Raw genomic sequence first — 18,770 nt, forward strand, 5'->3', positions numbered from 1 at the left:
GGGCACCACTCGAAGCCGGGAGACAGCGGAGCGAGCCTATGCGTTCAGTTTCTGAAGTCAAGACCTGATGCGAAGGTCACATACCGCAGAGTCTGACACCTTTGAATTCACTTCTTGAAGTTATGCGCTCAGCCGGAGACGTTGGCTGATGACCTTCGATACCCCGTCGCCCTGCATGGAAACGCCGTAGAGGGCGTCCGCGACCTCCATGGTCCGCTTCTGGTGCGTGATCACGATCAGCTGCGAACTCTCCTGGAGCTCCTCCATGATCCGGATCAGCCGCTGCAGGTTGGTGTCGTCCAGCGCGGCCTCGACCTCGTCCATCACGTAGAACGGGCTGGGGCGCGCCTTGAAGATGGACACCAGCATGGCCACGGCGGTCAGCGAGCGCTCGCCGCCCGACAGCAGCGACAGCCGCTTGACCTTCTTGCCCGGCGGGCGGGCTTCGACGTCGACGCCGGTGGTCAGCATGTTGTCCGGGTCGGTCAGGACCAGTCGGCCCTCGCCGCCGGGGAACAGGCGCGCGAAGACACCCTCGAACTCCCGGGCCGTGTCCCGGTACGCCTCGGTGAACACCTGCTCGACGCGCTGGTCGACCTCCTTCACCACTTGAAGGAGATCGGCCCGGGTCTTGCGGAGGTCCTCCAGCTGCTCGCTGAGGAACTTGTGGCGCTCTTCGAGCGCTGCGAACTCCTCCAGGGCGAGCGGATTGACCTTCCCGAGCTGCTGGTAGGCCCGTTCGGCCGCCTTGAACCGCCTCTCCTGCTGCGCCCGTACGAAGGGACCGGGCCGGTTGCGCGGGTGCTCGGGGTCCTGCGGCAGCTCCTCGCCGTCGGCCGGCGGGGACGGCGGCACCGGCTGGTCCGGCCCGTACTCGGCGACGAGCGCACGGGGCTCCATGCCGAACTCCTCCAGGGCCCTGGCCTCCAGGGCCTCGATGCGCAGCCGCTGTTCGGCGCCGAGCACCTCGCCGCGGTGGACGGAGTCGGTGAGCTTGTCGAGCTCCCCCTTCAGGTCGCGGCCGCTGTTGCGCGCGTCGGCGAGCTCGCGCTCGCGCAGCCCCTTGGCCCGTTCGGCCAGGACGCGTTCCTCGTCGGCCCGAAGGAGGGAGACCTCCACGTGGGCCAGGAGCTGGCGGGACCCGTCGGCCACCGCGCGGGCCACGTCCGCCTCGTGGCGCCGACGTGTCCGGCGGCGTTCGGCGCGGGCTCGGGCCTCGCGTTCCGCCCGGGCCGCCCGGTCGAGGGAATCCGCTCGTCCGGCCAGCCCCTTGACCCGCTCCTCGTGGGTCCGCAGCTGGAGCCGGGCCTCCATCTCGGTCTGGCGGGCGTTGGCCCCGTCGGCCGCGAGCCGGTCGCGGCGCGAACTGTCCGGCTCCTCCTGCACCGGCATCTCCTCGGCGGTGGCGAGCCGCTCCGCGCACTCCTCGACCTCGGCCAGCGCCTGCTCCAGGGCGTCCTGGGCCCTGGCCGCCGCGGCGGCGGCGCGCTCGGCCTCGCCGACGGCTCCCTTCGCCTGTCCGGCGAGCCGGCCGAGCTGCTGGGCGACCCCGGCCCGGGCCTGCTCCGCGGCGCGCCGGCGCTCGGCGAGTTCCTCCACCAGGGCGGCCGCGTCCTGCCGGCGGGCCTGTGCGGTCTCCTGCGCCTGCGCGAGCTCCTCGCACCGCGCACCGAGCCGGGTCAGCTCCGCCGCGGCCTCGTCGACGGCGGCCTGCACCTCGATCAGGCTGGGCGCCCCGGCGGATCCGCCGTGCGCGAGGTGTGCGCCGAGGACATCGCCCCCGACGGTCACGGCCACCGTGTCGGGGCGCCGCGCGACGAGCGCCTCGGCCTCGTCGAGGGTGGCGACGACGACGTGGTCGCGCAGCACCCACGCCAGGGCCCGGAGCACCTCGCCGTCCCCGGCCACCAGCGCGACGACGGGCACGGGCAGGGCCATCCCGTCCGAAGCCGGGGCCGGGTGGGGCACGCCTCCCCCGGCCGGCACGGACACCCGCTCGCCACCGCCGCCGACGGAGGTCCCGGAGACAAGCCCAGCGTCCCACCCCTCGGCGACGGCGTCTGCCGGAGCGATGCCGGGTTCGGCACCCGGACCGGGTGCTGCCGGTCCGCCCGCAGGCCCGGCCGACAGGGCAGGCGGCGGGGTGACCAGGAGCGTTGCCCGGCCGGCGTCCGCTTCGCGCAGGTGGCGGATGGCGTCGGCCGCCGCCGCCGGGGAGGACACCGCCAGCGCGTCCGCCGCCGAGCCCAGGGCGGCGGCCACGGCGGCTTCGTACCCGGGGGTCACCGACAGCCGTTCCGCCGCCGGTCCGAGCACACCGGCCAGCCGTTCGCGGGCCGCGAGCAGCGCTCCCGTACCGTCCTTGCGGCGCAGCCCCATCGCCAGCGCGTCCCTGCGGGCCGACACCGCCGCCCGCGCGCGCTCCGCCGCCGCCAGCTCCTCCCGCGCGGCGCCGAGGCCGGCTTCGGCCTCCTTCAGCTCCACCCGCGCGGCCTCGTGGTCCGTCTCCGCCGACGGGTCGTCGAGCCCGCCGACCTCCTCCGCCAGCGCCTCGTACTCGGCCTGCGCGGCCTCGGCCCGGGTCCGCGCCTCGTCCCGCGCCAGGGCGAGCCGGTCGATCTCCGCCTGGGCCGCACCTGCGCGGGAGCGGGCCGCGCCGAGCCGACCCGTCAGCCGGGCCAGTCCCTCGCGCCGGTCGGCGATGGCCCGCGCGGCGTCCCGCAGCCTCCGTTCCTCCTCGGCCAGTTCCCGCTCCAGCTCCGCGCGGTGCCCGGTGGTGTCCTCCAGGGCGCGGGAGGCCGCCTCCAGGGCGGCCGCCAGCTCGGCCTCCTGCTCGCGGATCCGCTCGGCCTCCCGCTCCATGTCCTCGGGGTCGCGGCCCCGGCGCTCCTCCTCGACGGGGGCCGTCGCACTCTTGACCCGCGCGTCCGCCAGGGAGGCGGTGCCCCGTACCCGCTCGGCGAGCTGCGACAGCTCGTACCAGGTCTGCTGCGCCCGCTGGAGCCGCGGCGCGAGTTCCCGTACCGCTTCCTCCAGCTCGGCCTCGCGCCGCAGCGCGGCGGCGAGCTGGGCCTCGGCGGCCTCCTTGCGTTCCTTCAGCGCGGCCTCGTCGGCGATCTCCGTGTCGAGCGCACGCCGCAGGACGACCAGGTCGTCGGCGAGCAGGCGCAGCCGGGCGTCGCGCAGGTCGGCCTGGATCACGGCCGCCCGCCGGGCGACCGCGGCCTGCCGGCCCAGGGGCTTGAGCTGCCGGCGCAATTCGTCGCCGAGGTCCTGCACGCGGGCGAGGTTGGCCTGCATCGCGTCGAGCTTCCGCAGCGCCTTCTCCTTGCGCTTGCGGTGCTTCAGGACGCCGGCGGCCTCCTCGATGAAGGCGCGGCGGCCCATGGGGTCGGCGTGCAGGACGGAGTCCAGCTGGCCCTGCCCGACGATGACGTGCATCTCACGGCCGATGCCGGAGTCGGAGAGCAGTTCCTGGATGTCGAGCAGCCGGCAGGTGTCACCGTTGATCTGGTACTCGCTGCTGCCGCCGCGGAACATGATCCTGGTGATGGTGACTTCGGCGTAGTCGATGGGCAGCGCGCCGTCGGCGTTGTCGATGGTCAGGGAGACCTCGGCGCGCCCGAGCGGCGGGCGTCCGGTGGTCCCGGCGAAGATGACGTCTTCCATCTTCCCGCCGCGCAGGGACTTGGCCCCTTGTTCGCCCATGACCCAGGACAGCGCGTCGACGACGTTGGACTTGCCCGAGCCGTTGGGACCCACGACGCAGGTGATGCCGGGTTCGAAGCGCAGGGTGGTGGCGGAGGCGAAGGACTTGAAGCCACGCAGGGTCAGGGACTTGAGGTGCACGCCGCCGGACTCTACCTTTCACGTTCGGTTTCACCCGTGAAGGTGCAGGGCACGAGTGACGTCAAAGGCATCAAGCACCCCACCCGGTCCTGGGGCCCCTGATGCGGAGTCCAAAGAAAGAAGGGACGCCGGAGCGTCCCTTGCAGATCATGCGGTGCTGGATTCGAGCGACGAGTTAGCGTGTGATCAGGTGAGCGCAGGCTCCGCCTGGGGTACGTCGATGTCGATGCTGTCCAGCAGCGAGTCTCCGTCGTGCTGAGCGGCGGCCGCGTTCAGCGCGTCATTTTCGGACTGAATCCGTACGAGCTCGGACTCGAGGTCCTGGACGCGCTGCTGAAGCCGTCGCATCTCGGCGAGGAGTCGCGGATCGGAACCGCCGACGTAACCGAGAAGCGCCTTTGCCATGATGGATGGTCCTCCACACTGAGTGACCGACCGAAGCGGTGTGGGTCGTGAGGGAATCGCACCCGCGGATGTCCGGCAGCGACTGTCAGTCACTGCGCTTACTACTGCCAGCACTGCCAAACAGCTCAGGTGCGCGGGGCTTCCAGCGTCTCACCAAAAAGTTTGACGGTCAACACGATCACGCCCCGTATCGGCGGGCACCCCGGCCCCCGCGAGGGGCATGGAGATCATCCTCATCTCCGAGCCTTCCACGAATCGTCCGCGGCGGCAACGCGTCGGCGACGAATGCCCAGTTCCGACCGGGTCCGGGCGATCAGAGATGTGATGAGTCCATGATCAGTCGATCGCTCACCGCATCCCGAACCCCTCGTAGCCACCGCGCGGTGTCCCCCAGATCTCTGTCACCCCGTCCACCCGGCCGGGCGTGTCGGGGGACCGCAGCCAGTCGAGCAGCCGGTGGCAATTCTCACGTTGACCTTCGGCGACCACCTGTACTCGCCCGTCGTCGAGGTTGAGCGCGAAGCCGACCACCCCGCCGATCTCCAAGGCGTTCTCCCTGGTGAACCAGCGGAAGCCCACTCCCTGCACACGGCCGCGCACCCAGGCGGTCAGACGGACGTCTTCGTTCATGCGTGAACGCTAACCGGGCGGCCACTTTCCGGTCACATCGCCCCCAGGCCCCATGGCGTACAGTCGCGCACCAATGAACTCACCCATTTTGGGTGGGTTAGGGATGATCTTGATCCGGTCAGGAAGGCACGACACCGATGGGACGTCACCGACTCCCCGCCCCGCCGCGCCGCGGCGGCTCGCACGGCACCGCCCTGCGCACCGGCCTGCTCGGGGTGTCGGTGGCCGTCGCCCTGGGCACCGCGGCCCTCACCACCGGCATGGTGCCGGTCGGCGATTCGTTCCCCTATGTGGGCGTCAGCGCTACGGACACGACCGCCGCCACAGCCGGGGCCAAGGCCAAGCCCGGCCCCGACGATTCCGTCCTCCAGAAGCAGGGCGGCCTCGCGAGCCTGTCTGGCCGCGGCTTCGCCACGACCGGTACGCCGAGCGCCTCCGCGACCCCGCCGGCCTCGCCGACCCCGCCGGCCTCGCCCACCCCGCTGGCCTCGCCCACCCCGCCGGCCTCGCCCACCCCGTCGGGCTCCCCCTCGCCGTCGGCTTCGCCGACCCCCTCCGCGCCGCCCGCCCCGCCGAAGGCGAAGCCGAAGCCGAAGCCGAAGCCGAGCACCGAGCGCCCGGTCCCGGCCGCACCCTCCCCCTCCCCCGAGGTCCCGGAGAAGACCCGGCCCCCGGCCCCGTCCACGCCGGCTCCCACCGCCACGGCGACCCGGCCGAGCCTGGACGGCCACTCCGCGCAGGAGGCGGCCGTGGTCACCCTGGTGAACCAGGAGCGCGCCCGGGCGGGCTGCGGCCCGGTCCGCGCCAACCCGCCGCTGGCCGCGCTGGCCGGCGCCTTCAGCAAGGACATGGCCACCCGCGGCTTCTTCGGCCACGACGACCCCGACGGCAACACCCCCTGGGACCGCGCCGCGAAGGCCGGCCTCTCGGGCCTCGGCGGCGAGAACATCGCCCGCGGCCAGGGCGACGCCGGGTCCGTGATGAAGGCCTGGATGAACAGTCCCGGCCACAAGGCGAACATCCTCAACTGCGAGTTCCGCACCCTGGGCGTCGGCGCCCACTTCGCCGCCGGCGGCCCCTGGTGGACCCAGGACTTCGGCTTCTGACGTCCCCGCAGGTCAGAGCATTGACCGCGCACAGGCCGCACCGCTCAACGCCCGGAAGGGGCCGGGTCACCAGACCCGGCCCCTTCTTCGGCTTCCGGCATCGCCCTGCGGGCGATGCCGCGATACCGGCCAGACCCCCGGGGGATCAGACCGCTGCGGCCGCCAGGGCGGCGCGGCCCGCGACGATGACGCGGGTGTGCTCCGCGACGCGGCGGCCGAGGTGCTCCGCCGTCGCGATGTCGGCCTTGTGGACCGCGTCCGCACCCTCGTCGGAGTTGGACTGGGCGGCGGCGCCGGAGAAGAAGCCGAGGCGGTTGAGGTCGTTCTCGGAGGCCGTGCTGGAGTTCCAGCCCGGCTTCAGCCCCAGGTTGACCCAGTTCATGCCGTGCTGCGCGGCCAGGACCTGGAAGAACTGCAGCGTGTGCAGCTTGTCGCCGCTCTTCGAGGCGGAGTTGGTGAAGCCGGCCGCGACCTTGTCCTGCCAGGCGTCGCCGAACCAGCGCTTCGAGGAGGCCTCGGCGAAGACGTGGAAGGCGCCCGAGGCGGTGCCCATGTACGTCGGAGAGCCGAAGACGATCGCGTCGGAGGCGTCGAGCAGCTCCCACTGGGCGTCGTCGATCTCGTCGACCTTGATCAGGTGGACGGTCGCCCCGGCGTCCACGGCGCCGCTGCGGACGGCCTCGGCGACGACGGCGGTGTGGCCGTAGCCGGAGTGATAGGCGATCGAGACGACGGGGGTGTGCGTGATACCGGACAAGGCTGATCTCTCCCTCGGGAAGACTCCCGCCGCAGCACGGAGCGTGGTGCGACGAGGAAAAGAGAATCACTAACTTTTCGAAAGCGCAAGCTTCGAGTTAGCGCTACCTCGGAGTACGCTTGTCCTATGGAGACACCCGTCTGTACCGATGCCTGCGATTCCGAGCAGCCGTTCGACGTCTTCGCGCGCGCCTGCCCGTCCCGCGAGACGCTGGAGCACGTCACCGGCCGCTGGGGCAGCCTCACGGTGGGCGCCCTGCGCGAGGGCCCGTGCCGGTTCAACGAGCTGCGCCGCCGGGTGGAGGGCGTGAGCGAGAAGATGCTCTCCCAGACCCTGCACGCGCTGGAGCGCGACGGCATCGTCAACCGTGAGGCGCAGCCGACCAACCCGCCGCGCGTCGACTACGAACTGACCCCGCTCGGCGTCGAGGTCGCGGACCGGCTCCTCGCGCTGATCCATTACCTGGAGGGGAACATGTCGGCGGTCCTGACCGCCCGGGAGACCTACGACGGCACGCGCGGCGGCCGCTGACAGCGCGGGCAGAAGTAGCTCGACCTGTTCATCCAAGGCCGGCGCCGCATCGGCGTGCCACAGCGCCGGCAGGGCTCGTCCTCGCGCCCGTACGCGTCGAGCGACCGGTCGAAGTACCCCGACTCCCCGTTCACGTTGACGTACAGGCTGTCGAAGCTCGTGCCGCCCACGGCGAGGGCCGCGTTCATGACGTCCCGGACATGGCCGAGGAGTTCCGCGCTCCGGGGGCGCGTGAGGTTGCCCGTGGGGCGCTCGTAGTGCAGCTTGGCGCGCCACAGGGCCTCGTCGGCGTAGATGTTGCCGACCCCGCTGATCAGGGACTGGTCGAGCAGCGCCCGCTTGACGGTGGTCCGCTTGGCGCGCAGCGCCAGGTGGTAGGCCGCCTCGTCGAACAGCGGGTCCAGGGGGTCCCGTGCGATGTGCGCGATGACGTCGGGCAGTCCCTCGGCGCTGCCGGCGACGGTCTCGTGCAGCGAGAGCCCGCCGAAGGTCCGCTGGTCCACGAAGCGCAGCTCCGTCCCGGCGTCGTCCCCGAAGCGCACCCGGATCCGCAGGTGCTTCTCGTCGGGGGCGTCCTCGGGCTGCACGAGCAGCTGCCCGCTCATGCCCAGGTGCCCGAGCACCGACAGGTCCCGTCCCGCCAGGGGCAGCCACAGGTACTTCCCGCGCCGCTGCGGCACCCCGAGGGTCTCTCCCCGCAGCCGTGCCGCGAAGTCGGCCCCGCCGCCCGGATGGCGCCTCACCGCACGCGGGTGCAGGACCTCGACGGCCTCGACGGTCCGTCCGGCGACCCAGCGCTCCAGCCCCCGCCGTACGACTTCGACTTCGGGCAGCTCGGGCACGGGGTACCTCCGTGGGGTGCGGATCTGGGCGTTGCCGCGAGCGTACCGGCCGCCCGGAAACGGCATCGCCCGCCCCTGCGGTGCAGGGGCGGGCGTTGGGATACCGAAGGAAGGTCAGGCGTCCGGCGCCGAATCGGCGGGCGTCGGCACCCCGCCGTCCACGGCCTCGGCCGAAGCCGGGACCTCTGCCGGAGCGGCCGCCGCTGCCGCCGCCGCCGCGGTCCGCTCGTCCGCCGCGGCGCGGATCCCGCGCCATGCGGACTCCGCGGCCTGCTGTTCCGCTTCCTTCTTGCTGCGGCCGGTGCCGGTGCCGTACGAGACACCACCGACGCGGGCGGCAGCAGTGAAGGTCTTCTCGTGGTCCGGACCGGTCTCGGTGACCAGGTATTCCGGTACGCCAAGACCTTCGGCCGCCGTGAGCTCCTGGAGACTGGTCTTCCAGTCCAGGCCGGCCCCGAGGTTCGAGGACTTCTCGATGAGCGGGTCGAAGAGCCGGTGGACCAGCTCCGAGGCCGCGTCGAGGCCCTGGTCGAGGTAGACCGCACCGATCACCGCTTCAAGGGTGTCGGCGAGGATGGAGGCCTTGTCCCGGCCGCCCGTGCCCTCTTCGCCCCGGCCGAGCCGGATGAAGGAGCCGAGGTCGAGGCCGCGTCCGACCTCCGCCAGTGCGCGCGAGTTGACCACCGCGGCCCGAAGCTTGGCCAGCTGGCCTTCGGGAAGATCGGGGTGGGTCGTGTACAGCGTGTCCGTGACCACCAGGCCCAGCACGGAGTCCCCGAGGAACTCCAGGCGTTCGTTGGTGGGCAGACCGCCGTTCTCGTACGCGTACGAGCGGTGGGTCAGCGCACGCACCAGAAGGGCGGACTCGAGTCGGTACCCGAGCCGCCCTTCCAGAAGCGTGTGGGACGAGGCCGCGTTGTTACTGTCTGCCTGCTTCTCAGCGTTGGACAGCTCAGACATTGCGCCTCTCACCAGCCGCTCAGACCTCGAGGACCTGGCGCTTGTTGTAGGTGCCGCAGCTCGGGCACGCGATGTGCTGGAGCTTCGGCTCCTGGCAACGCTCACACGAAACCAGGGTGGGGACCGCAGCCTTCCACTGCGACCGGCGGTGGCGCGTGTTGCTGCGCGACATCTTCCGCTTCGGAACAGCCACGGCTACTTCTCCTGCTTCTCGGCGGCGCTCTGAACTCCGTCAGACGCAGTGCCGCTCATGTTGTCCTTCTCATCGCCCTGATCGGTGACGAGTCCCTGCAATGCCGCCCAACGGATGTCGACGGCGTCGTGGTGGTGGTCCGGGTCGTCGTTCAGGCCGGCCCCGCATTCAGGGCACAGTCCGAGACAGTCCTCCCGGCACACCGGCTGCATCGGCAGTGCGAGCACCACCGCATCCCGCAGCACGGGTTCGAGGTCGAACAAACCGTCCTCGAGGAAGAGCGTGTCCTCGTCGTCCTCGGCGTCGTCGGCCGGCTCCGCTTTGCCGCGGCCCCGGTCGTCGGCGTCAGGGTACGAGAACATCTCCTGGAAGTCCGCCTTGAGCTCACGCCGGACGGCCTCCAGACACCTTACGCACTCCCCCTCGGCCGACGCACGGGCGGTGCCTGTGACAAGCACCCCTTCCATGACCGACTCCAGGCGGAGGTTGAGCTTCACCGGGGCGCCTTCCGGCACCCCGATCACGCCGGCGAGACCGAGGTCCGCCGGTGCGTCGATCTCGCGGGACAGCCGCTGCATGGCACCAGGACGCCGACCCAGCTCGTGCGTGTCGAACACGAGGGGGTTGCGGTGGTCGAGGCGGGTGTTCAGGGCCGTTCCTGCTTTCACAGATCGCTGAAGATCGAAAATGCTGCGTAGATCCCGCACGTACGGGCAGCACGGATCGCGGTGCATACGCGCGACCGAAGAGCCAGGATACCCGGCGCTTCGCTCTGAGCCCAATCCGGCCCTAGCGCCCCTGTTCGTACTGGCGCAGCTGGTCCAGGTTGATCATGCTCGTGTCGAAGAAGCTGGTCTCGTCGAGCGAGGGCTGCTGCGCGTGCTGCGGGTGCTGGGCCTGCGTCGGCTGCTGCGGCTGCTGCTGGTATGCGGCGTAGGGATCGGGCTGCTGCGCGTCGTAGTGCGCGGCGTAGGCCGCTCCGGTGGAGCCTCCCGCACCGGCGTACGGGTCCGGCTGCTGCTCGTAGCCCCCGTACGGGTCCTGGTACGCATAGGCGTCCTGCTGCTGGGCGGCGGGCTGCTGGTAGGCGTACGAGTCGTACAGGGGTTCCGGCCGGGCCGGTACCGGCGCCGGCGCGTGCTCCGGCTCCGCCAGGCCCGCCAGGAAGTCCGAGTCGCTCGCCGAGCGGGAGGTCTGGCCCGCGGCCGCGTCCTGGGCCGCCATGTGCACGCCCAGGTCGTCCGTCGGGACCCGGCCGAGCAGCTTCTGGCGGCCGCGCCCCACGGCTTCGAGGGTCTTGGAGAGCACTGCCTCGAAGGTCGCGAGCTTGGTGTCCACGTACGCGTCCGCCTGCTGGCGCTGCGTCTCGGGGTCGTGGCTGCGCTCGGGGGCGTCCGCGTCCGGGTAGCCGTCCTCGTCCAGCCCCGGGCCGCGTCCCAGCAGCTTCTCCCGGCCCCGGTCCACCGAGCCGATCGTCTTGGTCAGCACGACCTCGAAGTTCGCGAGCTTGCTGTCGACGTAGTCGTCGGCCTCGGCCCGGATCTCCTCGGCCTCCCGGCGGGCCTCCTCCAGGATCCGGTCCGCCTCGGCCTGGGAGCGCCGCGCGATCTCGGTGTCGGCGATCAGCGAACCGCGCTGGTCGTGGGCGGCACCGATGATCCGCTCCGCCTCCCGGCGGGCGTCCTCGACCATCTGCTCCCGGCCGCCGATGAGCTCCTGAGCCTGGGCGAGCGAGCCGGGGAGCGCCTGGCGGACCTCTTCGAGCTGGGCCAGCAGCTCGGCGCGGTTGATCACGCAGGAGGCCGACATGGGCATGGACCGGGCGCCGCCGACGGCCGCGACGATCTCGTCGAGCTTCTTCTGCACGTCCATGGGGGCTCGCACTCTCTCGGCCTCGGGCGGTTCCTGAGACGGACGGGACGACTGTAAGGCCACCGGGCGGGCGCCCGACACCGCCTGATGCCCTGTCAGCCGGTCAGCGGTTGCGCAGCCGCTCCAGGAGCGCCGCGTGGACGTGCTCCGGCAGCAGGTGGGCGACGTCGCCGCCCCAGGTCGCGACCTCCTTGACCAGCGAGGAGGACAGGAAGCTGTAGGTGGGGATGGTCGGGACGAACAGCGTCTCGACGCCCGACAGGCCCAGGTTCATCTGGGCCATCTGCAGCTCGTAGTCGAAGTCGCTGACCGCGCGCAGGCCCTTGACGATGGCCGGGATGTCCCGCTGCTTGCAGAAGTCGACGAGCAGGCCGTGGAAGGCCTCGACCTTGATGTTGCCGTAGTCGGCCGTCGCCTCGCGGATCAGCTCGACCCGCTCCTCGACGGTGAACAGGCTCTGCTTCGACTTGTTGATCATCACGGCGACGTGCACGACGTCGTACAGCCTGGAGGCGCGTCCGATGATGTCGAGGTGTCCGTTGTGGATGGGATCGAAGGACCCCGGACAGACGGCGCGGCGCAACTGAACTCCCTCGTTCATGAGTCTTCGCTTCGGCTGGCGGCGCGGCCGTACCAAAGGGTGCCCTCGCCGTACTTGCGCGATCGGAGCGGCTCGAAGCCCTCGGGCCACGGGAAGGCGCCGCTCCTGGTGCTGCGCTCCACGGTGACGAGCGCATCGTCCGTGATCCAGCCATTGGACCGGAGTGTGAGGAGGATCTCCCGCAGCTCCGCACTGTCCACGGCGTACGGCGGGTCCAGGAAGACGACGTCGTACGGGTCCCCGGCGGCGCGGGCGGCCACGATCTGCTCGGCCTTGCCGGCGCGGAACTCGGCTCCGGGCAGGCCCAGGGTCCGGATGTTGTCCCGGATCGCCTTGGCGGCCTTGGCGTCGGCCTCGACGAGCAGGGCGTGGGACGCGCCCCGGGAGAGGGCCTCCAGACCGACGGCGCCGGAGCCGCCGTACAGGTCGAGTACCCGGGCTCCTTCGACCCCGTGCAGGGACTGCCAGGTGGAGAAGAGGCCTTCGCGCATCCGGTCCGAGGTCGGCCGGGTGCCGGTGCCGGGGGGCACGGCCAGCCGTCGCCCGCCGGCGCTGCCGGCGATCACGCGGGTCATCTGGGTCCTTCGGTACGGCGGTAGGGGGCGTGCGGCGGGGCTGCCGCGGCACTCCAACGATAGGTCGTGCCGCTCAGCCCTTCTCCAGGTACTGCTCGCGCTCGCTGTCGAGCAGGGCGTCCAGCGCGGTCCGCAGGCCCGGCAGCCGCTCCAGCGCCGGGTCCTCGGCCACGACGCGGGTGGCCTCCTCCCGGGCCTGGGCGATGACCTCCTCGTCCTCGATGACGGCGAGCATGCGCAGCGAGGAGCGCACTCCGGACTGGGCCTGGCCCAGGACGTCGCCCTCGCGGCGCTGTTCCAGGTCGATCCGGGAGAGCTCGAAGCCGTCGAGGGTGGCGGCGACGGCGGCCAGCCGGGCCCGGGCGGGGCTGGCCTCGTGCATCTCGCTGACCAGCAGGCACAGGCCGGGGGCGGAGCCTCGGCCGACGCGGCCGCGCAGCTGGTGGAGCTGGGAGACACCGAACCGGTCCGCGTCCATGATCACCATGACGGTGGAGTTCGGGACGTTCACACCGACCTCGATGACGGTGGTGGCGACCAGCACCTTGACCTCGCCGGCCGCGAACCGGCGCATGACGTCGTCCTTGTCGGCGGGGTCCATCCGGCCGTGCAGCACCTCGACGCTCAGCCCGGCCAGCGGTCCGCGGCCGAGCTGCTCGGCGATCTCCAGGACCGCGAGCGGCGGCCGCTTGTCGGCGTCGTCCGCGGCCTGCTTCTTCTTCGGGTCGTCCTCCCCGTCGCCGATGCGCGGGCAGACCACGTACGCCTGGTGGCCCTTCTCCACCTCCTCGCGGACCCGCTCCCAGGCCCGGGCGAGGAAGTGCGGCTTGTCCTTGGCCGGCACCACGTGGGTGGCGATCGGCGAGCGGCCCGCGGGCAGCTGGTCGAGGACGGAGGTCTCCAGGTCGCCGAAGACGGTCATGGCGACGGTGCGCGGGATCGGGGTGGCGGTCATCACCAGCAGGTGCGGGGGCTGCTTGCCCTTGGAGCGCAGTGCGTCGCGCTGCTCCACGCCGAAGCGGTGCTGTTCGTCGACGACGACCAGGCCGAGGTCGTGGAACTGCACCTTGTCCTCGATGAGCGCGTGCGTGCCGATGACGATCCCGGCCTCACCGGTGACCAGGTCGAGCAGGGCCTGGCGGCGCGCGGGCATCCCCATCGACCCGGTGAGCAGCACGACCTTGGTGCCCTGGTCGGATCCGCCGAGCATGCCGCCCTCGGCCAGCTCGCCCATCATCTCGACGACGGAGCGGTGGTGCTGTTGTGCGAGCACCTCGGTGGGCGCGAGCATCGCCGCCTGACCGCCGGAGTCCACGACGGCCAGCATCGCCCGCAGGGCCACCATCGTCTTCCCGCTTCCGACCTCGCCCTGGAGGAGACGGTGCATGGGGTGGCTGGTGGCGAGGTCGTCGAAGATCTCCTTCGTCACGGTCCGCTGGCCGTCGGTGAGGGTGAAGGGCAGCTTGGCGTCGAAGGCGTCGAGCAGGCCGCCGGGGGCGGGGCGGCGCGGGACGGCCGGGAGCTGGGCGTCGGCGTGGCGGCGGCGGGCCAGGGCGACCTGGAGGACGAAGGCCTCGTCCCACTTCAGGCGCTGCCGGGCGTCCTCGATGTCGGCCTTGGTGGCCGGCCGGTGGATCTTCAGCAGGGCCTCGGTGAGCGGGACGAGGCCGCGGCCCTCGCGCAGGGCGGGCGGCAGCGGGTCCACGGCCTCCCGGGCGCTGGGCAGCACGGCGTCCACGCACTTGGCGATCTTCCAGGACTCCAGCTTCGCGCAGGCCGGGTAGATCGGGATCAGCTGGTTCGCGAAGGCGGTGGCGGCGTCCCGGTCGGAGGCGTCGCCGCCGAGCGGCTCGTACGCCGGGTGCGCGAGCTGGAGCTTGTGGTTGAACTTGGAGACCTTGCCGGCGAACATCGCGCGGCTGCCGGGGAGCAGTTCCTTGTGCGGTTTGTGTACGCCGGCCCCGAAGAAGACCAGCTGGAGCCGGCCGCTGCCGTCGGTGATGGTCACCTCCAGCCGCTTGCCCCGGCCCCCGTTGAAGGTCAGGACGCGGGCGTCGGCGACCTGGGCGACGACGGTGACGTGCTCGTCGATCTGGTCGGCGAGCTCGGCCAGCGAGGTCAGCTCGCCGCGCTCGGCGTACCGCCTCGGGTAGTGGTGGAGCAGGTCCAGGGCCGTGTGCAGGCCGAGCTGCTCGGCCAGCACCTTGGCGGTGGCGGGACCGAGCGTCTTCTTGAGGTCTTCGTCGAGCGCGGGCACGTGTTCCATTGCACACCATGGCGCTGACAAGCCCGCTATTCCACCCCGATGAGGAGCGGCGCCGAGTACCGGCCGCCCCGGTAGGTGACGGTGTCCACGGCCAGGTGGCCGGACTGGACGTACGCCTCCAGGCGTTCGGCGACGGCGTCCGGCACCTCCGGTCCGAGGACCAGGGTGACGAGTTCGCCGCCGGAGCCCAGCATCCGGTCCAGCACGGCCTCCGCGGTCTCGGGCAGCCCCGCGCCGATCAGGGCGACATCGCCGTCGATGAGGCCGAGCACGTCGCCGGCCTGGCAGATGCCGGCCGAGGTGAAGGACTGGCGTTCGGCGACGGCCAGTTCCCCGTACCGGGTGGCGCCGGCCGCGGCGGTCATGGCCACCACGTCCTCGTCGAAGCTGCCGTCCGGGTCGTGGACGGCGAGGGCTGCCAAGCCCTGGACCGCGGACCGGGTGGGGATCACGGCCACCCGCACGCCCTCGGCGCGGGCCTGTTCGGCCGCGGTGGCCGCGGCGGCACGCAGCTCGGTGCCGCCCGGCAGGAGCACCACCTCGCGGGCGTGGGCGCGGCGGACGGCGTCGAGGAGTTCGGCGGTGGCCGGGACCTCGCCGGGGCGCACGAGCACGGTGGTCGCGCCGGCCTCGGCGCACAGGCCCGCCAGTCCCTCGCCGGGGACCACCGCGACCACGCCCCGCTGGGCGCGTTCGCCGCGGCCCCGGCGGCGCTCGTCGCCGAAGTGCGTGATCCGGATCCGGTACGGCCGCCCGGCGACGACACCCGCCTCCACGGCCGCGCCGGGGTCGTCGACGTGGACGTGGACGTTCCACAGCCCGTCGCCGCCGACCACGACCAGGGAGTCGCCGAGTCCGTCGAGGTGCGCGCGCAGTTCCGCGACCGCCGCCTCGGAGGCCTCCAGCAGGTAGATCACCTCGTACGCGGGGCCGTCCTCGTGCTGCTCGCAGGGGTCGGCGGGCCCCGGCGCCGGGGTCGCGGCCCGGCCCGTGGGCGGTTGGGCGGCCGGCTCCTGGCCGGACAGTGCCTGCCAGAGGGCGCCGAGTACGGCGACCAGCCCGCAGCCGCCGGCGTCGACCACCCCGGCCCGCCCCAGCGCGGCGAGCTGCCCGGGGGTCTCGGCGAGTGCGGCGCGGGCGCCGTCGTAGGCGGCGCGGGCCACGTCGGCCGCGGTGCCCGCGGCCGACGAGGCCGCTTCCGCGGCCCGCGCGGCGGCGCCCGCGACGGTGAGCATGGTGCCCTCCACCGGGTGCGCGACGGCAGCGTAGGCCTCTTCCGCGGCCCGGGTGAGGGCGTGTGCCAGCAGCCCGCCGGGGCCGGTCTGCCGGCCGTCGGGCTCGGCGCCGAGTACGTCGGCCACTCCGCGCAGCAGCTGCGCGAGGATCGTGCCGGAGTTGCCGCGGGCGCCGACGAGCGCGCCGTGCGCCCAGGCCCGTACGGCCTCGGCCAGGGAGGTGGGCTCCGCGGCGCCGGTCACGTCCGCGGTGCCGCTCCCGGCAGCGGCACCGGTCCCGGCACGGGCCCCGGCCCCGGCGCCGGTGGAGCGGGCGGCGTTCTCGAAGGTCTCGGTGAGGGCGCGGTCGGCGGACTCTGCGGTGAGGTAGAGGTTGGTGCCGGTGTCCGCGTCGGCGACCGGGTACACGTTGATCGCGTCGATGTCGTAGCGGGCCCGTCCCAGTGCGGCGAGGGCGAGCGAGCTCCAGGTGCGCACGGCTTCGGCGTCGAGCTCGTCGGCGGGCTGCGGCTGAGCCTCGTGCGGCACCGGGCGTTCCTCCTTGTGCGGGCCAGGGTTCACCGCAGGGTAACGAAGGACCGCGCCCCCGGGGTCCGGACCGCGGAGCGGGGCCGCCGGGCGCCATGGTAGTTTTCTAGGGCGGGCGCAGTCGTTGTATGCTGCTCCGGTTGCCCGATGAAAGTCGGGCCTTTTCCCCGGCAAACCACCTCAGATCTCTGAACCGGTGCGCCGGTTTCACTGTAAGTGCATCTGAAGTCTTTGGAGTGACCTGTGGCTGCCAACTGCGACGTTTGCGCCAAGGGGCCGAGCTTCGGCAACAACATCTCCCACTCGCACCGCCGCACCTCGCGTCGCTGGAACCCGAACATCCAGCGCGTCCGTGCCGTGGTCAATGGGACGCCGAAGCGCCTCAACGCCTGCACCTCGTGCATCAAGGCCGGCAAGGTCTCGCGCTGACGCCCGTCGTAGCGCAGCCCCTTCCGGTTGCCAAGAAGGCCGGTCCACCTCTGGTGGACCGGCCTTTTGCCTTGTCCGGGGAATCCCGGGGGTCCGGGCGGGGTCAGCGCTGACGCCAGGCGTGGTCCACAGGGCCGATGCCCCCGCCGAGCGCGAAGCCGGCGGCGATGCCGCCCGTCACGTACTCCTTGGCGGCTGTGACGGCCTCCGGGACGTCCAGCCCCTTGGCCAGGCCCGCCGCGATCGCGCTGGCGAGGGTGCAGCCGGTGCCATGGGTGTGCCGGTTGGAGTGGCGCGGGGCGCGCAGCCACCGCTCCTCGGTGCCGTCGGTGAGCAGGTCCACGGCCTCGTCGCCGTGCGCCGCGAGGTGCCCGCCCTTGATCAGCGCCCAGCGGGGTCCGTGGCCGAGGATCGCGTCGGCGGCCCGGCGCATGTCGTCCTCGTTCTCCACGACGACTCCGGTGAGCTGGGCGACCTCGTCCAGGTTGGGCGTGGCCACCGTGGCCCGCGGCAGCAGTTCGCCGCGTACGGCGTCCAGCGCCGAGGCGGCGAGCAGCGCGTCCCCGTGCTTGGAGACGCCGACGGGGTCCACGACGGTCGGCGCGGCCGTGTCGGCGAGCAGCGCGGCGACGGTCTCCACCAGTACGGCGGAGGACAGCATGCCGGTCTTCACGGCGTGCACGCCGATGTCGTCCACGACGGCCCGGTACTGGGCCGTGACGGCCTCGGGGGGCAGCTCCCAGGCTCCCCGTACCCCGAGCGAGTTCTGAGCGGTCACGGCGGTCACCACGCTCATGCCGTGCACGCCGAGGGCCAGCATGGTCTTGAGGTCGGCCTGGATGCCCGCGCCGCCGCCGGAGTCCGATCCGGCGACGGTCAGGCACAGCGGCGGTGCGGTGTTCACTGCGTGCCGTGGTGCGGCGTTCACTGCGTACCGTCCTGGGCGGCCGGGTCGGCCCCGAAGTGGTCCCAGCCGCCGGTGCTGGTCCAGGGTGCCCCGTCCACGGTCACCTGGGGCAGCGCGGAGCGGTTCAGCACCTCGCCGATGACCTTCCAGCGGGCGGGGAGCTTCACGTCGGGCGGGAAGGTCGCCACGATCGCGTGGTCCTCTCCCCCGGTGAGCACCCACTGGAGCGGGTCCACGCCGACGGCCTGCCCGATGTCGTGCATCTGCGTCGGGATGTCGACGGCCGCCGAGCGCAGGTCGATGCGGACCTTGCTGGCCTCGGCGATGTGTCCGAGGTCGGCGATCAGGCCGTCGCTGACGTCGGTCATGGCGGTGGCGCCGAGCCCGGCCGCCGCGGGACCCGCGTGGTACGGCGGCTCGGGGCGCCGGTGGGCCTCCACGAACGCCCGCGGGGAGCGGAAGCCGCGCGAGAGCACGGCGAAGCCGGCCGCGGACCAGCCGAGCCAGCCGGTGACGGCGACGACGTCGCCGGGCTGGGCCCCGGAGCGCAGTACGGGCTCGTGGTTGCGCAGGTCGCCGAGGGCGGTGATGGAGACGGTGATGGTGTCTCCGCGGACGACGTCGCCGCCGACCACGGCGGCGCCGGCGACCTGGCACTCGTCACGGATGCCGTCCATCAGCTCGGTGGGCCAGGTGACCGGGAGTTCGGCCGGCACGACGAGGCCGAGGAGCAGTGCGGTCGGCACGGCTCCCATGGCCGCGATGTCCGCCAGGTTCTGCGCGGCGGCCTTGCGGCCGACGTCGTAGGCCGTGGACCAGTCGCGCCGGAAGTGCCGGCCCTCCAGCAGGATGTCGGTGCTCGCCACGACCCGCCGGTCGGGGGCCGACACCACCGCGGCGTCGTCGCCGGGTCCCAGCCGGACCGCCGGGGTGGTGGTGAGCCGTGAGGTGAGCTCCCTGATCAGCCCGAACTCCCCCAGCTCGCCGACAGTGCCCTTCATCGCTGTGCCCCTTCTTGCCCAGTCCGCTTGCGGTCGCGAGCCGTCACAGCTCTGGGTACCGTCAACAGATACGTCAACTTCTG

The 18,770-nt window shown here is 72.4% G+C and carries 18 protein-coding genes; 3 read left to right on the plus strand and 15 right to left on the minus strand.

The window, feature by feature from the left end; genetic code table 11:
* Positions 1 to 120 precede the first annotated feature (120 nt).
* The 3 genes from ACZ3X1_RS11125 to ACZ3X1_RS11135 form a co-directional block, all read right to left on the minus strand.
* Positions 121 to 3,849, minus strand: a complete 3,729-nt coding sequence (locus tag ACZ3X1_RS11125) for an AAA family ATPase (protein WP_467278777.1) — start codon at positions 3,847 to 3,849, stop codon at positions 121 to 123.
* A 186-nt stretch (positions 3,850 to 4,035) separates the two neighbouring features.
* On the minus strand, positions 4,036 to 4,254 hold the full coding sequence (locus ACZ3X1_RS11130; RefSeq protein ID WP_030032603.1) for a hypothetical protein: 219 nt from the start codon (positions 4,252 to 4,254) through the stop codon (positions 4,036 to 4,038).
* A gap of 348 nt (positions 4,255 to 4,602) precedes the next feature.
* The gene (locus ACZ3X1_RS11135; RefSeq protein WP_467278779.1) at positions 4,603 to 4,884 is read right to left on the minus strand and encodes an acylphosphatase; all 282 of its coding nucleotides are present in this window, start codon (positions 4,882 to 4,884) and stop codon (positions 4,603 to 4,605) included.
* 137 nt (positions 4,885 to 5,021) lie between these two features.
* On the opposite strand from ACZ3X1_RS11135, the gene ACZ3X1_RS11140 reads away from it, so the two are divergent.
* Positions 5,022 to 5,990, plus strand: coding sequence for a CAP domain-containing protein (locus tag ACZ3X1_RS11140; RefSeq protein ID WP_467278781.1), 969 nt, complete (start codon positions 5,022 to 5,024; stop codon positions 5,988 to 5,990).
* A gap of 145 nt (positions 5,991 to 6,135) precedes the next feature.
* On the opposite strand, the gene ACZ3X1_RS11145 is transcribed toward ACZ3X1_RS11140, so the two are convergent.
* Positions 6,136 to 6,738: a flavodoxin family protein gene (locus ACZ3X1_RS11145; protein ID WP_463314527.1), complete on the minus strand. Its 603-nt coding sequence runs from the start codon at positions 6,736 to 6,738 to the stop codon at positions 6,136 to 6,138.
* 135 nt (positions 6,739 to 6,873) lie between these two features.
* Here ACZ3X1_RS11145 and ACZ3X1_RS11150 point away from each other — a divergent pair, with 135 nt between their 5' ends.
* On the plus strand, positions 6,874 to 7,278 hold the full coding sequence (locus ACZ3X1_RS11150) for a winged helix-turn-helix transcriptional regulator (protein ID WP_356810543.1): 405 nt from the start codon (positions 6,874 to 6,876) through the stop codon (positions 7,276 to 7,278).
* On the opposite strand, the gene mutM is transcribed toward ACZ3X1_RS11150, so the two are convergent.
* The 9 genes from mutM to ACZ3X1_RS11195 form a co-directional block, all read right to left on the minus strand.
* The gene (gene mutM / locus ACZ3X1_RS11155) at positions 7,251 to 8,120 is read right to left on the minus strand and encodes a bifunctional DNA-formamidopyrimidine glycosylase/DNA-(apurinic or apyrimidinic site) lyase (protein WP_356810544.1); all 870 of its coding nucleotides are present in this window, start codon (positions 8,118 to 8,120) and stop codon (positions 7,251 to 7,253) included. The two genes, ACZ3X1_RS11150 and mutM, sit on opposite strands and share 28 nt — an antisense overlap.
* 114 nt (positions 8,121 to 8,234) lie before the next feature.
* Positions 8,235 to 9,080, minus strand: a complete 846-nt coding sequence (gene rnc, locus ACZ3X1_RS11160) for a ribonuclease III (protein ID WP_356810545.1) — start codon at positions 9,078 to 9,080, stop codon at positions 8,235 to 8,237.
* 19 nt (positions 9,081 to 9,099) lie between these two features.
* The gene (gene rpmF, locus ACZ3X1_RS11165) at positions 9,100 to 9,273 is read right to left on the minus strand and encodes a 50S ribosomal protein L32 (RefSeq protein WP_003965982.1); all 174 of its coding nucleotides are present in this window, start codon (positions 9,271 to 9,273) and stop codon (positions 9,100 to 9,102) included.
* A gap of 2 nt (positions 9,274 to 9,275) precedes the next feature.
* Positions 9,276 to 9,923: a YceD family protein gene (locus tag ACZ3X1_RS11170; protein WP_467279500.1), complete on the minus strand. Its 648-nt coding sequence runs from the start codon at positions 9,921 to 9,923 to the stop codon at positions 9,276 to 9,278.
* Positions 9,924 to 10,062: 139 nt separating this feature from the next.
* Complete coding sequence (locus ACZ3X1_RS11175; protein WP_467278785.1) at positions 10,063 to 11,145, minus strand: ATP synthase subunit B family protein; 1,083 nt, start codon at positions 11,143 to 11,145, stop codon at positions 10,063 to 10,065.
* A 103-nt stretch (positions 11,146 to 11,248) separates the two neighbouring features.
* On the minus strand, positions 11,249 to 11,728 hold the full coding sequence (gene coaD, locus ACZ3X1_RS11180; RefSeq protein WP_356810609.1) for a pantetheine-phosphate adenylyltransferase: 480 nt from the start codon (positions 11,726 to 11,728) through the stop codon (positions 11,249 to 11,251).
* A 14-nt stretch (positions 11,729 to 11,742) separates the two neighbouring features.
* A complete protein-coding gene (rsmD, locus tag ACZ3X1_RS11185) occupies positions 11,743 to 12,321 on the minus strand; it encodes a 16S rRNA (guanine(966)-N(2))-methyltransferase RsmD (protein WP_467278787.1) in 579 nt (192 codons plus the stop codon).
* A 73-nt stretch (positions 12,322 to 12,394) separates the two neighbouring features.
* Positions 12,395 to 14,587, minus strand: coding sequence for an ATP-dependent DNA helicase RecG (recG, locus tag ACZ3X1_RS11190; protein ID WP_467278789.1), 2,193 nt, complete (start codon positions 14,585 to 14,587; stop codon positions 12,395 to 12,397).
* A gap of 26 nt (positions 14,588 to 14,613) precedes the next feature.
* Positions 14,614 to 16,350, minus strand: coding sequence for a DAK2 domain-containing protein (locus ACZ3X1_RS11195; RefSeq protein WP_356810549.1), 1,737 nt, complete (start codon positions 16,348 to 16,350; stop codon positions 14,614 to 14,616).
* 243 nt (positions 16,351 to 16,593) lie between these two features.
* Here ACZ3X1_RS11195 and rpmB point away from each other — a divergent pair, with 243 nt between their 5' ends.
* Positions 16,594 to 16,779, plus strand: a complete 186-nt coding sequence (gene rpmB, locus ACZ3X1_RS11200; RefSeq protein WP_007266795.1) for a 50S ribosomal protein L28 — start codon at positions 16,594 to 16,596, stop codon at positions 16,777 to 16,779.
* A gap of 103 nt (positions 16,780 to 16,882) precedes the next feature.
* On the opposite strand, the gene thiD is transcribed toward rpmB, so the two are convergent.
* A complete protein-coding gene (gene thiD, locus ACZ3X1_RS11205) occupies positions 16,883 to 17,683 on the minus strand; it encodes a bifunctional hydroxymethylpyrimidine kinase/phosphomethylpyrimidine kinase (protein WP_467278792.1) in 801 nt (266 codons plus the stop codon).
* Positions 17,684 to 17,703: 20 nt separating this feature from the next.
* Positions 17,704 to 18,687: a thiamine-phosphate kinase gene (locus ACZ3X1_RS11210; protein ID WP_356810551.1), complete on the minus strand. Its 984-nt coding sequence runs from the start codon at positions 18,685 to 18,687 to the stop codon at positions 17,704 to 17,706.
* Between the last annotated feature and the right edge of the window lie 83 nt (positions 18,688 to 18,770).

This window comes from Streptomyces sp. NPDC023541 (assembly GCF_055559995.1).